General features: G+C 61.5%; 10 protein-coding genes. 5 read left to right on the plus strand and 5 right to left on the minus strand.

The features are described 5' to 3' along the window. Positions 1–111: 111 nt before the first annotated feature. Both PUQ42_RS03230 and PUQ42_RS03235 read left to right on the plus strand, forming a co-directional pair. Complete coding sequence (locus PUQ42_RS03230; protein ID WP_087405129.1) at positions 112–1,119, plus strand: NAD(P)H-dependent glycerol-3-phosphate dehydrogenase; 1,008 nt, start codon at positions 112–114, stop codon at positions 1,117–1,119. Positions 1,120–1,126: 7 nt separating this feature from the next. Continuing rightward, on the plus strand, positions 1,127–2,458 hold the full coding sequence (locus tag PUQ42_RS03235) for a glucose-6-phosphate isomerase (protein WP_122120300.1): 1,332 nt from the start codon (positions 1,127–1,129) through the stop codon (positions 2,456–2,458). A gap of 245 nt (positions 2,459–2,703) precedes the next feature. On the opposite strand, the gene PUQ42_RS03240 is transcribed toward PUQ42_RS03235, so the two are convergent. The 3 genes from PUQ42_RS03240 to PUQ42_RS03250 all read right to left on the minus strand — a co-directional run bounded on the left by PUQ42_RS03240 (position 2,704) and on the right by PUQ42_RS03250 (position 7,937). Then, positions 2,704–3,309 carry a DUF4840 domain-containing protein gene (locus PUQ42_RS03240; RefSeq protein WP_122120301.1) on the minus strand — a complete coding sequence of 202 codons (606 nt, stop codon included), beginning with the start codon at positions 3,307–3,309 and terminating at the stop codon, positions 2,704–2,706. Between the two features lie 214 nt (positions 3,310–3,523). Beyond that, positions 3,524–4,861, minus strand: coding sequence for an NADP-specific glutamate dehydrogenase (gene gdhA, locus PUQ42_RS03245; protein WP_087309877.1), 1,338 nt, complete (start codon positions 4,859–4,861; stop codon positions 3,524–3,526). A 94-nt stretch (positions 4,862–4,955) separates the two neighbouring features. Beyond that, a complete protein-coding gene (locus PUQ42_RS03250; protein ID WP_273370946.1) occupies positions 4,956–7,937 on the minus strand; it encodes a PEP/pyruvate-binding domain-containing protein in 2,982 nt (993 codons plus the stop codon). An 89-nt stretch (positions 7,938–8,026) separates the two neighbouring features. Here PUQ42_RS03250 and PUQ42_RS03255 point away from each other — a divergent pair, with 89 nt between their 5' ends. From PUQ42_RS03255 to PUQ42_RS03265, 3 genes are read left to right on the plus strand one after another with little or no spacing between them, the layout of a single operon-like run. After that, entirely contained in the window at positions 8,027–9,232 is a 1,206-nt protein-coding gene (locus tag PUQ42_RS03255) for a hypothetical protein (protein ID WP_273370949.1), read from the plus strand. A 16-nt stretch (positions 9,233–9,248) separates the two neighbouring features. Further along, positions 9,249–10,352: a glycine cleavage system aminomethyltransferase GcvT gene (gene gcvT, locus PUQ42_RS03260; RefSeq protein WP_273370952.1), complete on the plus strand. Its 1,104-nt coding sequence runs from the start codon at positions 9,249–9,251 to the stop codon at positions 10,350–10,352. 26 nt (positions 10,353–10,378) lie between these two features. Continuing rightward, positions 10,379–11,347: a dihydroorotate dehydrogenase-like protein gene (locus PUQ42_RS03265; protein WP_273370955.1), complete on the plus strand. Its 969-nt coding sequence runs from the start codon at positions 10,379–10,381 to the stop codon at positions 11,345–11,347. A gap of 147 nt (positions 11,348–11,494) precedes the next feature. On the opposite strand, the gene PUQ42_RS03270 is transcribed toward PUQ42_RS03265, so the two are convergent. Both PUQ42_RS03270 and PUQ42_RS03275 read right to left on the minus strand, forming a co-directional pair. Further along, on the minus strand, positions 11,495–13,087 hold the full coding sequence (locus PUQ42_RS03270; protein WP_273370957.1) for a beta-N-acetylhexosaminidase: 1,593 nt from the start codon (positions 13,085–13,087) through the stop codon (positions 11,495–11,497). Between the two features lie 337 nt (positions 13,088–13,424). After that, entirely contained in the window at positions 13,425–14,081 is a 657-nt protein-coding gene (locus tag PUQ42_RS03275) for an HD domain-containing protein (RefSeq protein ID WP_273370960.1), read from the minus strand. Positions 14,082–14,173: the final 92 nt, after the last annotated feature.

The following is a 14,173-nucleotide window of genomic DNA, read 5'->3' on the forward strand; positions in this document are numbered from 1 at the left end:
GGCCTGTGGAAAATGGCTGCGGAGCGACGAAGCCGTGCAAAAAGTTGGACGGTATTCCCAAATTTTGCTATCTTTGTAGAATAAACGTTTGTGGAATAAACGCATTTCTGCATGGAATACAAAATCGGAACCGACGCGCGATGTGCGGTGATCGGCTATGGAAGCTGGGCTACGGCTCTGGTGGGGTTGCTCACCGCCAACGGACAACGCGTGGGATGGTATGTCCGCAACCCGGAAGTGCTCGCCTCGCTGCGCCGCGAGGGGCGCAATCCGCGCTATCTGAGCGATCTGGAGTTCGATCCCGCGACGCTCGCCGTGTCGGACGATCTGGATGAGGTGGTGAGCCGCGCCGACATCGTGATTCTGGCCACGCCGTCGGCCTACCTGAAGGATTTCCTGGCGCCGCTGACCGTTTCGCTCAAGGAGAAGTTCATCGTCTCGGCCATCAAGGGCCTTGTCCCGGGCGACTACCAAACCGTCGTGGAGTATGTGCATGATCATTACGGTCTGTCCTACAGACAGCTGGGGCTCTTTACGGGACCGTCGCACGCCGAGGAGGTCTCGCGCGGAAAGCTCTCCTATCTGACGGTCGTCTGCACCGATCCGGAGAATGCCCGCCTGATCGGGACGCGCTTCGCCGGCGAGAGCATCCGCCTGAGCTACTCGACCGACCTCTATGGCATTGAATATGCAGCCATACTGAAGAACATCTACGCACTGGCCGTCGGGCTGGCCGTGGGGCTCGGCTACGGCGACAACTTCCTGGCGGTGCTCATTGCCAATTCGGCGGGTGAGATGACGCGCTTCCTGGAGGAGAGCTATCCCGACCGCCGCAACACGCTGGTCTCGGCCTATCTGGGCGACCTGCTGGTGACCTGCTACTCGACCTACAGCCGCAACCGCCGGCTGGGACTGCTGATCGGCCACGGCTGCACGGTGAAGAGCGCGCTGAACGAGATGACGATGGTGGCCGAGGGTTACTTCGCCGCCGACTGCATCCGCCACATCAATACGCGCCACCGCGTCGAGATGCCCATCGCCGAGATGGTCTACCGCGTGCTTTACGAAGGGACGTCGGCCCGGCGCGAGATGCAACTGTTGACAACCAAACTCATTTGACAAGCATATGAAAAACGTAAAACTGGACATCTCGAAGGCGGGTGTGGAGATCACCCCCGAGATGGAGGCCAAGGCGCAGGCTGCCAACGCCCTGCTGCACTCGGGCAAGGGTGCCGGCAACGATTTTCTGGGATGGATTCACCTTCCGTCGTCGATCACGGAGGCGGATCTCGACGCCATCGAGGCCGAGGCGGCCAAACTGCGCGCCCGGGCCGACGTGGTGATCTGCATCGGTATCGGCGGTTCGTATCTGGGTGCGAAGGCCGTTCTGGAGGCGATGAGCAACCCCTTCGAGCTGTTGCACAAGGAGCACAGGAACCCGACGGTGCTCTTTGCCGGACAGAATATTTCGGAGGATTATACGGCCGAACTGCTCGAGGCTGTGAAGGAGCACTCGATTGCTGCGATCGTCATCTCGAAGTCGGGGACGACGACCGAGCCGGCCATCGCCTTCCGCCTGATCAAGGCCGAGATTGAGCGCCGTTACGGCAAGCAGGGTGCTGCCGAGCGGATCGTGGCCGTGACCGATAAGGCGCGCGGCGCACTGAAGACGCTCGCCACGAAGGAGGGTTATCCGACCTTCGTCATTCCGGACGACGTGGGCGGCCGCTTCTCGGTGCTGACCCCCGTGGGACTGCTGCCGCTGGCCGTGGCCGGCGTGGATGTCCGGGCGCTGGTGCGCGGTGCACAGGAGATGGAGAAGGCCACCTCGGAGGAGGTTCCCTTTGCCGAGAACCCCTCGGCCATCTACGCCGTGGTGCGCAACCTGCTGTACCAGAGCGGCAAGAAGATCGAGATCCTCGGTTCGTACGAACCCCGTCTGCAGTACATCAACGAGTGGTGGAAGCAGCTCTATGGCGAGAGCGAAGGCAAGGAGGGCAAGGGTATCTTCCCGGCCAGCGTGACGCTGACGGCCGACCTGCACTCGATGGGACAGTACATCCAGCAGGGTGAGCGCGAGATGTTCGAGACGATCATCTCCGTAGCGCAGCCCGCTGCTAAGGTGGTCATCGAATCCGATCCGGAGAACCTCGACGGTCTGAACTACCTGGCCGGCAAGCGTATCTCGGAGGTCAACCGCATGGCCGAACTGGGCGTGCAGCTGGCTCACGTCGACGGCGGGGTTCCCAACCTGCGGGTGGAGATTCCGGCCGTAACGGCCGAGGTGATCGGTTCGCTGCTCTATTTCTTCGAGAAGGCGTGCGGCATCAGCGGTTATCTGCTGGGTGTCAATCCGTTCGACCAGCCGGGTGTCGAAGCCTACAAGAAGAACATGTTCGCCCTGCTCGAGAAGCCGGGCTACGAGGAGGCCACCAAAGCGATCAAGGCGCGTCTGTAGCCGTTGGCCGACAAGGCATGAAAAAGGGCTGTACCCAATCGGGGACAGCCCTTTTTTTCGGCGCGGATCGTCGGAATCGGGAGAGGGCCCGGCCGGCGGCGTTTCCCTGTTGCCGCCCCTCTCCGGAGACGGGAAGCGTGACCTGTTGTCGCTTGTCGGCGGGGCCTGGCGGCGTTTTGCACCATCGCTCGTCACCGGCCGTCCGGCAGCGGGCCGCATCTCCACGATGTCCGACGTCCTGCGGTCTACTGCTTTTGAACCGTAAACGTCAGTGTGTTGACCAGATCCATCGGGGCTCCGTCGCCAAGCGTGCAGCGGAGGGTCTTGAGCGTGAAGACCAGATTGCCCTCCTTCGTGTAGGAGAGCTGCTCGGGGGCTTCGATCGCAATCTGCACCTTCAGGGCGCCGGCCATCAGCGAGATCACCAGATCGGGGGTCGTCAGTGCGGCCGTGAGTTTCGAGGCGTCGGCCGTCGGGGTACCGATCGTGGCGTCGTAGGTGACCGTCCCCAGCATCGCGATCACGTCCGAGGCGGAATCAGCGAGCAGCGCCTTGACCAGCGTGGCGGCCGGGAACTCGGCAAAATGCAGCGTGCCCTTCTCGGTCACCTCGAGCGAAACGGCGATACCGGTCTGCGGTTCGGGTTTGGGGTTCAGTTCGCTGGGCTCGGCCGTGAAGTCGAACGTTCCGGCATAGCTCCCGGCGACATCCTGAAGCGTCAGGGCCTCTCCCTGCTTGTCGGGAGCCGGGGTGTTGTTGTCGTCATCGTCCGAGCAGGCTGCCGAGGCCAGCGTCAGGCAGGCCAGTGCTACGGCTGCCAGGGTGTTGGTGATTTTCCGAATGTGTGTCATAATCCGTAACGTGTTTAGAGGTTTGACTGCAACCAAAGGTAGAACACCGCATCGACAGCATCAAATAAATTCAACCATCCGGCGGAGTTTGATGATGAACCCTGCATTTTTCAGCATAAGCATTTTCCCGCCGGAGCCGTTTCGGGGGGGGGCGATCGCACAAAAAAGGCCGTCCGATGTCGGACGGCCTTTCGTATTTCGGAGAGTCGCGGAGTTACAGGATGCCCTGCTCGACCATCGACTTGGCCACCTTCATGAAGCCGGCGATGTTGGCGCCCTTCATGTAGTTGATGTAGCCATCCTTTTCGGTGCCGTATTCGAGGCAGGCGTGGTGGATCGACGACATGATCTGGTGCAGCTTGGCATCGACCTCCTCGGCCGTCCAGTTGAGCTTCTGGGCGTTCTGCGTCATCTCCAACCCCGAGGTGGCCACGCCGCCGGCGTTGACGGCCTTGCCCGGTCCGTAGGGGATCTTGGCGGCGATGAAGGCGTCGATGGCCTCCGGACGGCAGCCCATGTTCGAAACCTCGGCCACGATCTTCACACCGTTGGCCAGCAGCTTCTTGGCATCCTCACCGTCCAGCTCGTTCTGCGTGGCGCACGGCATGGCGATGTCGACCTTGACCTCCCAGGGCTTGCGGCCGGCGAAGAACTTCGCACCGGGGAACTTCTGCACGTAGGGCTCCACGACGTCGTTGTTCGAGGCTCGCAGCTCAAGCATATAGTTGATCTTCTCGTCGTTCAGACCGTCCGGATCGTAGACATAACCGTCGGGACCCGACAGCGTCACGACCTTGGCGCCGAGTTCCGTGGCCTTCTTGGCGGCACCCCAGGCGACGTTGCCGAAGCCCGAGATGGCGATCGTCTGACCCTTGATATCCATGCCGGCCTTCTGGAGCATCTGGCGCAGGAAGTAGACGGCGCCGAAGCCCGTAGCCTCGGGACGGATGAGCGAACCGCCGTAGGTCATGCCCTTGCCGGTCAGTACGCCGGTATTCTCGCGGGCGAGTTTGCGGTACATGCCGTAGAGATAACCGATTTCGCGGCCGCCGACGCCGATGTCACCGGCCGGGACATCGGTCTCGGGACCGATGTGGCGCCAGAGTTCGGTCATGAAGGCCTGGCAGAAGCGCATCACTTCGCGATCCGACTTGCCCTTGGGGTTGAAGTCCGAGCCGCCCTTGGCGCCGCCCATCGGCAGGGTCGTCAGGGCGTTCTTGAAGATCTGCTCGAAACCGAGGAACTTGAGGATCGAGAGGTTGACCGAGGGGTGGAAACGCAGACCGCCCTTGTAGGGGCCGATGGCGTTGTTGAACTGGATGCGGTAGCCGAGGTTGGTCTGCACCTCGCCGCGGTCGTCTACCCATACGACTTTGAACGTGAAGATGCGGTCGGGCTCGACGATCCGTTCGGCGATGCGGTTGGCCTCGAATTCGGGGTGTTGGTTGTAGGCCTCCTCGACGGTCATCAGCACTTCGCGTACGGCCTGCAGATATTCGCTTTCGCCGGGGTGCTTACGCTCGAGTTCCGTCATGATTTTGTTTACGTTCATAGCTTTGAAGTTTTTAGGTTTGGTATTCTTCTGTTACAAATATAGCAATATTTCTTATGGATTGTAACTTTTTTCGGGAAAATTTCGGAAAATTTTAGTCTTTCTGTGCTTCCCGGATCATGCCCTTGCTCGAACGCCCGTCGATGCAGACCCAGAGCGGGTGTTCGAAGCGCACCTGACGCAGATAGACCCCCTCGTAGAGGGCCTTGCGGGCGTTGAGTTCCTCTTCGCGGAAGATGCCGTCGCCGCGGAAGGGGCTGATCGTCAGATAGCCCACCCCCAGCGAGGTGACGTTCTGGAAGAAGTGGGTCCCCTGCGAGGGCTCGACCTCGAACTTCTCGATGCCGCACTCGACGATGACCTTCGCCTCGGAGATGTGGTTCCACTTGACGGGAACGCCCAGATAGGGGTCCGACGATCCCCAGCGGCCCGGTCCGACGAGGATGTAGGAGCGTCCTTCGTCACGCATGCGGTTGTTCAGCTGGAGCAGTTCGTCGGCGATCTTTTCGGTCGAGAGCGAGTCGAAGGCGTCGCTCTTGACGTAGATGATGTCCGCGAGGTCGGCCATCATGCCGATGCCGAGGGCCTGTTCGCCGTAGATCAGTGCCCGGGCGGGGTCCTCCTTCGACCAGTCGATGGCGCGGTTGTCCTGGTTGTCGATGATCGGGCGGATCTGCAGCAGGTTGAAGATCTGCTGCTGGCCGGGGGCGACGTCCATATTGACGGCGAACTCCACCTCTACCGGGCAGCGCATCTCCTCGGCCCCCATGCGGAGGATGTCCGAGATGATCTCGGCCAGCGGGAAGGTGTTGTACTTGAGGATGTTGTTGAACGTGATGACCTTGCGCCCGCGGTCGAACGGACTGTCCGAGATGCGTTCGTTCTCGCGGTCCCAGACCGAGCAGACGTAGCGCGAGTTGCGGTAGTCGCCGATTTCGCGCAGCGTCAGGCGGCGCAGGTTGACCGCATCGTCGATCGAGGTGCGGAACTCCTCGGGGCGCAGGCTCAGGGCCAGCACCTCGGTCTGCGTGTCGCTCAGCGCCAGTTCGGGGGTCGAGGTTTGGAGCACCTTCTGCGGGTAGTGGGGCGAGAAGCGCAGCGTGCGGCCGCCGTCGACGACCAGTTTGCCCAGACCCATGGCCAGGTTGCAGACGCCGTCCGAGGGCTGTTCGTCGCCGATCGGGTAGTAGTTGATCGAGCGGGCGACGCCCGAGCAGGTCGGGAACCACAGCCCGTTCTGTTCCGTGCCGCAGACCTCCTGGATGATGACGGCCATCTTCTCCTCCGAGATGAGGTTCTGCGACGAGGCGATGTAGGCCCTCGAGGCGGCGAAGTAGACCGAGGCGTAGACGCTCTTGACGGCGCGCAGGACGAGCCGCAGCATCTGATCCTCGTTGGGCGTGTAGGGGATCATGTAGGTGGAGTAGATGCCGGCGAAGGGCTGGTAGTGCGAATCCTCGAGTTTGGACGAGGAGCGTATGGCCAGCGGCGTGCGGACCGTGCGGATGTAGGCCTTCAGCTCCTCCTGCAGGCGCTGCGGCACGGTCGAGGTGACGAATTCCGAGAGGATCTCCTCGTCGGAGAAGTCCTGCGAGATGATGTATTGCAGGCCGTTGCGGTGGATGAACTCGTCGAAATACTCCGTGGCGATGACCACCGAGCGGGGGATCATGATGCGGACGTTCTCGTGTTTGTCGTACTGGCGGTGCTTGGTGAGCATCGAGTTCATGAAGGCCAGGCCGCGGGCCTTGCCGCCGAGCGAACCCTCGCCGATGCGGGCGAAGGCCACGGCATCGGAGTAGGTCTCCGGGTCGAAGCGTGCCACGACACCCTGACCGAGCAGCGTGCGGTAGTCGCGGATCAGGTTGACCAGTACGCGGCGGTGCTCCTCGACCGACGAGAAGTGGCTCTTGTTGTACTGGCGGATCGAGGCGGCCAGCGGGAACAGTCCGCGCGAATAGAGCCACTTGGAGAGGTGGTTCTGCGAGGTGTGGTACTCGAAGGCCTCGTCGGGGATCGTGGCGATCATCTGCTGCATCTGCGTGAGGTCCTTGGCGCGGCCGATTTCGGCGCCGGTCTCGGGGTCCTCGAAGACGAAGTCGCCGAAGGCGAACTCCTTGGCGATGTAGTCGCTCAGCTCGGAGAGCAGCGTCTTGGAGTTCTTGGCGATGAAGCCGGCGCCGAGCGCCCGGGCCTGTTCGCGGAAGGAGGTCTGCGACGACTGCAGCAGCACGGGCATCAGCGGATTGTCCTGCTTGATGCGGCGGCAGAGGTCGATTCCGGCGTCGAGCTTCTCGCTCTCGGAGGGGGCGTTGCGGTGGAGGACGAACCCCACGTCGGAGATTACGCCGAGCAGGTTCTTGTGGTAGCGGTCGTAGAGTTCGACGGCCTCGTCGTAGCTGCGTGCCAGGAGGATCTTCGGACGGGCCCGTTTGCGGAGCACCTGCTGCTGTTCGTTGAAGGCGTCCTTCAGGAATTCGGTGTTCTGCAGCAGGATCAGCTTGTAGAGTTCGGGCAGGTAGGTCGAGTAGAAGCGGATCGAGTCCTCGACCAGCAGGATGGCCTGCACGCCCCCCTCGAGGATATCCTCGTCGGCGTTCATCTTGTCCTCGATGAGTTTGATGATACCGATGATCAGGTCCGTGTTGCCGTGCCACGAGAAGAGGTAGTCGAGGCCCGAGTGGTCCTGCTCCTCGATGCGGCGGTAGATGTCCTTCGAGAAGGAGGTGAGCAGCGCTACGGGGATCTGCGGATGGCGCTCCTTGACGATGTGGGCGAAGGCGAAGACGTCGGGTTCGCCGACGTTGTACATCGTCAGGATGAAGTCGTAGGAGTCGTCCTCGGCCAGGGCCTCGAGCGCCTCGGCCGTCGAGCTGACGCGCGTGAGCGACGGCGGGTTCGACATGTTGAGGTCGATGTACTCCTGGTTGATCTGCGATTCGATGTGGCCGTCCTCCTCGAGGATGTAGCCGTCGTAGCTGCAGCAGACGAGCAGGATCTTGTGGATGCGGTATTTCATGAACCGATAGGGGAGTTTGCTCCCGTCGGACATGTATTGTTCGAGGCTTTTGTTCATTCGGATTCGGAAATTTGGCAGATGAACAAAAATAAGGAAAAAATTGTTACCTTTGAACGTTGTAAACATCGAATTTAACGCTCAAGCCGATGAATAAGGAGAAATATACGTTGCAGGAGGTTACGACGCCGACTGTCGAGCGCGAGTGGCTCGACCTCCCGAAACGCATCTACAAGGGAAACCGCAACTGGGTCTGCCCGCTGGACGTCGACGTGCTGGAGGTCTTCGACCTCCGGCGCAACGACCTGTTTGCCGACGGCGAGGCCATCCGCTGGGTGGCGCGCAACGCACGGGGCGAGGTCGTGGGCCGTATCGCGGCCTTCTACAACCGCGAAAAGGCCGCTCTGGAGGAGCAGCCCACGGGCGGCTGCGGCTTCTTCGAATCGATCGAAGACCAGGAGGTGGCCAACCTGCTGTTCGACACCGCACGGATGTGGCTCGCCAGCCGCGGCATGGAGGCCATGGACGGCCCGGTGAACTTCGGACAGCGCCGTGACTGGTGGGGCCTGCTGGTCGAGGGCTATGAGTTCCAGCCCCTCTACAAGAACCCCTACAACCCGCCCTACTACAAGGATCTGTTCGAAAACTACGGCTTCCGCAACTACTTCAACCAGCACAGCTTCATCTGGCGCGTGAACAACTCGGAGGCCAACAAGCAGATCTTCGCCCGCGCCAAGCGGCTCTATACCGTGCCGGGCTACCGCGTCGAGCACATCGACATGAAGAATCTCGAGGAGGCGGCCGAGAATTTCCGCGTGATCTACAACAAGGCCTGGGCCCTCTTTTCGGGGGTGAAGCCCATGACGCAGGAGGAGGCGCTGGCCATGGTCCACGAGATGAAGCCGATCATCGACCCGAACATCATCTTCTTCGCCTACTTCAACGACGAGCCGATCGGCTTCTTCATCACGGTGCCCGACCTGAACCGCCTGATCGGCAAGTTCAACGGCAAGTTCGGGCTGTGGCAGAAGCTGCGCCTGATGTGGGACCTGAAGGTGCGCAAGTCGTGCGACCGCATCTTCGGGGTGATCTTCGGCATTACGCCCGAATTCCACGGCAAGGGGGTCGAGTCGGCCATCATGGTCAAGTACTACGAGTTCCTCGAGCTGACGAAGAACCCCTACAAGACGATGGAGCTGGCGTGGATCGGCGACTTCAACCCGGTGATGAACCGCATGATCGAGACCTACGTCTGCGCCACGCGCCACAAGGTCCACACGACCTACCGCTACCTGTTCGACCGCACGAAGGAGTTCCACCGCTGTCCGCGTCTGGGCGTGAAACGTCGCGAGTAACCACCAAACACCTGATATGAAAACCACCGTATTTACCGATTATCACATCGCCGCAGGGGCCAGGATGGCCGAATTTGCGGGTTATAACATGCCCATCGAGTTCACGGGCATCACCGACGAGCACATGACCGTGCGTCAGGGTGCGGGCGTCTTCGACGTGAGCCACATGGGCGAGATCTGGGTCAAGGGACCCAAGGCCGAGGCGCTACTGCAGCGTATCACAACCAACGACGTGTCGAAGCTCTACGACGGCAAGGTGCAGTATTCGTGCATGCCGAACGGCCGCGGAGGCATCGTCGACGACATTCTGGTCTACCGCATCGACGCCCAGACCTACATGCTGTGCGTCAACGCCGCCAATATCGAGAAAGACTGGGCGCACATCTGCCGCGTGGGCGGCGAGGAGTTCGGTATGGAGGCCGGAGCCGGCAAGGAGCTCTACAACGCTTCGGACGAGATCTGCCAGCTGGCCGTACAGGGACCCCTGGCCATGAAGATCGTGCAGAAGATGTGCACGGAGCCGGTCGAGGAGATGGAGTACTATACGTTCCGCAAGATGGAGGTGGCCGGCTGCCGGGCGATCCTCTCGATCACGGGCTACACGGGTGCCGGAGGCTGCGAGATCTACGTGGCCAACGAGGATGGCGCCCGGCTGTGGAAGGCCCTCTGGGAGGCCGGTGCCGAGTACGGACTGAAGAATATCGGTCTGGGAGCGCGCGACACACTGCGCCTGGAGAAGGGCTTCTGCCTCTACGGCAACGACATCGACGACACAACCTCACCTATCGAGGCGGGGCTGGGCTGGATCACGAAGTTCGCCGAGGGGAAGAATTTCATCGACCGTCCGCTGTTGGAGCGCCAGAAGGCAGAGGGCGTTGCACGCAAGCTCGTCGGACTGAAGATGGTCGGGCGAGGCATTCCGCGCCACGGCTACGCGCTGGCCGATGCCGAAGGGCGTGCGATCGGCCACGTCACCTCGGGCACCATGTCGCCGTGTCTGAAGGTGGGCGTGGCGCTGGGCTACGTCGAGACTCCCTTTGCCAAAGTCGGCACGCAGGTTGATGTCATCATCCGCGAGAAGCCCGTGCGCGCCGAGGTGGTGAAGATTCCTTTTGTATAACGGATTACCAAAAAACGCATAGAAAGATGAAAACCGAATACCTGGGACTCGAACTTTCGAGTCCGGTCGTTGTGAGCAGTTCGCCCTACACGTCGAACAAGACCCATATCGAGGAGTGCGTACGCCACGGGGCGGGCGCCGTCGTATTGAAGTCGATCTTCGAGGAGCAGATCTACCGTCAGGCCGCCTCGCTGGACAAGATGGAGGGCTACGGGGATGCCGGCGAGTATCTCGAACGCTATCTGGGTGACGCCTACAAGTCCGAACTGTTGCAACTGGTCAAGGATGCCGCCGCCCTGGGGGTGCCCGTCATCGGAAGCATCAACTGCATCGGCACGGGCGAGGCGTGGATCGACTACGCCACGTCGATGGAGGCTGCCGGCGCCTCGGCCCTCGAACTGAATATCTTCGTGCTGCCAACGGACCGTCACGCTTCGGCCGCGCAGATCGAGCAGCACTATGCCGACATCGTGCGCAAGGTGGCCTCGGCGGTGAAGATCCCCGTATCGGTCAAGCTCCCGATGCGGTTGACGAACGTCCTCTCGACGTGTGACACGCTGTTGGCCCGCGGTGCCAAGGGCGTGGTGCTCTACAACCGCTTCTTCGAACCCGATATCGACATCGAAAAGATGACTCTCCAGCCGGCCGATCCCTTCAGCGAGCCGAGCGAACTGCGCAACGTGCTGCGGAGCACGGCCCTCTGTTCGCACGTCCTGCCGCAGCTGGACGTGGCCGTTTCGACGGGTGTGCACGACGGTGCGGCGGCCGTCAAGGCGCTGCTGTGCGGCGCGAAGGCCGTTCAGGTCTGCACGGCCATCCACAAGCACGGCTATGAGGTGATCGGGCAGATCGGCCGCTTCGTCGACGAGTGGGCTGCGCGCCACGGTTTCGATACGCTGGAGTCCTTCCGCGGACGGATGGACTACGGCTCGTCGCAGGGCGAATTCTTCCAGCGCGTACAGTACATGAAGTATTTCCCGCACGACGTTGAATAGGCGCCGTCTGCGGCAGGAAAAAGCGGAGATCCTTTCGGGGATCTCCGCTTTTTTGTCGGGGGGGGAAGGGCCCGTCGTGCCGGTATCGCCTGCGCCCCCCCCCTCTGTTGTTTCCGGTGCTTCAGCCGGTAGTTCTGTGTCTCAGCGCTATTCTCCGGCCACGGGTTTCTCGAAGAAGTAGGGGGCGTAGCGGTATCCGCACCGCTCGTAGATCTTGCGTAGATTCTCCATGCGGCGGCGGAAGTCGTTGATGTCGCGGCGGTCGTATGCCCATCCCACCTCGGCCAGTGCGGCGATGCGCGGCAGCACCATGTGCTGGACGTGGGCCAGCGAGGCCATGTACTCGGTCCAGATGTTGCCCTGTACGCCGAGGATGTAGGGGCGCTCGGCCTCGGTCAGCTGATCGTAGGGATCGAGCGAGTAAGCCTTCTCGACCGAAACGTATCCGCCGATTCCCCACGGTTCGTTGCCCAGGGGTTGCTCGGTCTGGTAGTAGTCCAGATAGCAGTGGGTGTTGGGCGTCATGATCACCTTGTTGCCCGAACGGGCTGCGGCGATGCCTCCCTTGGCGCCGCGCCACGACATGATGGTGGCACTCTTCGAGATGCCTCCCTCGAGGATCTCGTCCCAGCCGATCAGGTGGCGTCCGTGCTCGTTGAGCCACTTCTCCATGCGCAGGACGAAATAGCTCTGCAGTCCGTGTTCGTCCTTGAGCTTTTCGTCGCGAATGCGCTTCTGGCAGTTGGGGCAGATCTTCCAGTTATCTTTCGGGCACTCGTCGCCGCCCACGTGGATGTATTCCGAGGGGAAGAGTTCAATCACCTCGGCCAGCACGTTCTGCATGAACTCGAAGGTTGAGTCCTTGCCGGCGCAGAAGACCTCGGGGAAGACACCCCAGTGGGGCTGCACCTCGTATCCTTCGCCGGCGCAGCCCAGCCAGGGATAGGCTGTCAGAGCGGCCGAAGCGTGGCCCGGCATCTCGATCTCGGGAACCACGGTGACGAACCGTTCGGCGGCATAGGCCACCACTTCGCGGATCTGTTTCTGGGTGTAGTAGCCGCCGTAGGGAATGCCGTCACAGGCCGGCGAGTTGTGTCCGAGGACCGTCTCGGCGCGCTGCGAACCGACGCGCGTCAGTTCGGGATAGCGGTGAATTTCGATGCGCCAGCCCTGATCGTCGGTCAGGTGCCAGTGGAAACGGTTGATCTTGTGCAGGGCCAGCATGTCGATGAAGGTCTTGACATCGTCGACCGAAAAGAAGTGGCGGCAGCAGTCGAGCATCGCCCCGCGGTATCCGAACGAGGGGGCATCCTCGACCGTCACCTCGGGGAGCGTCGCGCCATACTGGGTCAGCAACTGCCGCAGCGTCTGCAGTCCGTAGAAGACTCCGGCCGGCGCTCCGCCCCGGATATCGACACCCTGCTTCGTAATGTCGAGCCGATAGGCCTCTTCGCCGAGCTTCGGATCGATGGCCAGACGGATATCGCCCTCAGGCTTCTCGACGACCTTCAGCGCAAGATTTGCTTCCCGGGCAATCTGTCGGGAGAAGAGCTCCACGGCACCGCGCAGCGCCTTGTCCGAGCGTGGAATGCTGATACGGCTGTCGGCCGTCAGGGTGATGGCTTTCGAGCCGTTGCTGGTGACCTGTTGGGGTACGGGAACGATCGCGGGCTGATCTGCCGCCGCGAAGCCGGACCCTGCCAGAGTGAGCGCAAAGGCCGACAAAAGGAATTTTTTCATCGTTTGTTTTTATTGGTTAAGATTAGTGTGAAGCTCGGCTTGGTGTCATGCCGGCCGTCGGCGCAGCAAAACTTCATAAAGATACGCTTTTTTAGGCAAAATCCGTAAGAAATTCCTCCTTTTTGTCCTTCGGACCGCATTTTTCCCGGGCGAGAGGCCCGTTTCCGGGGCAGCCGTTGCGTGGTCGGGTCTTTGGACGGCGGTCTGTGCGGACCCTCTCCTGTCGGAGTCGCTCTCCCTGCCCGCGTCCGTGGGCTTTCTGTTTGAAGCGGATTCATCCGGGAGGTCTTTTGTCGGAGTCTGCCGGGGACTGCCGGTCCGAAATGCGGCTGTTCGGTTATAATCCGGGTGTTCGGATCTCGATGTCGAACAGGTGGTCGAAACGGTCGCGCAGCAGCTGCGCGTCGTTGATGATCCGTCGCAGCTCGTCAAGACGTCGGGCATTCTCCGAGGGGACGATCCACAGCCGCAGGTAGCCCCCTTCGGCATATTTTCCCCGCAGATGTTCGGTACAGCGTGCAAAGTGCCCCTCGCGGTCGAGCTCCGGGTAGTGGGCCAGGCTGTACTGGATCGTGCGGCGGAGGACCGTCTCGGGGTCGATCTGTCGGTCGGCCTCGGCAACGATGCGTCCGTAGATCGAACGCGGGGCGTGATCCGATGAGGCGCGGTGGTCCTCAACGGCTTCGCGCATCGTGCGGATCTCTTCTTCCGGGAACCAGCGGCGCAGTTCCGGGTCGGCTTCGAGAATGCGCCCCGCGTCGAGGTGGTGGTGCTCGCGGCCGTTGACGAGTCCCGTATCGTGGTAGGCGGCGATCGTGTAGACCATTTCGGCGTTGACCTCGCAGTCGGCGGCCAGCGTCAGGCTGCGGTCGATCACCGCGCGTACGTGGTCGAGGTTATGTGCCCGGTCGAACGTCCGGTAACGGGGAATGATTTGCTCCTCGACATAACTTTTGAGAGACGGCGTGATGGTATCGGTCTTTGGGCTTTTCATACTGCAGGTATCTTTTTTATGAAAAAAATCCTCCGGAGACTCCGGAGGATTTTTCCCGGGAAGGAGTTTTCTCTCCTACCCCCCCCCTCTTG

Source organism: Alistipes megaguti, from assembly GCF_944320325.1.
In the GTDB taxonomy this organism is placed as follows: Bacteria; Bacteroidota; Bacteroidia; order Bacteroidales; family Rikenellaceae; genus Alistipes; species Alistipes megaguti.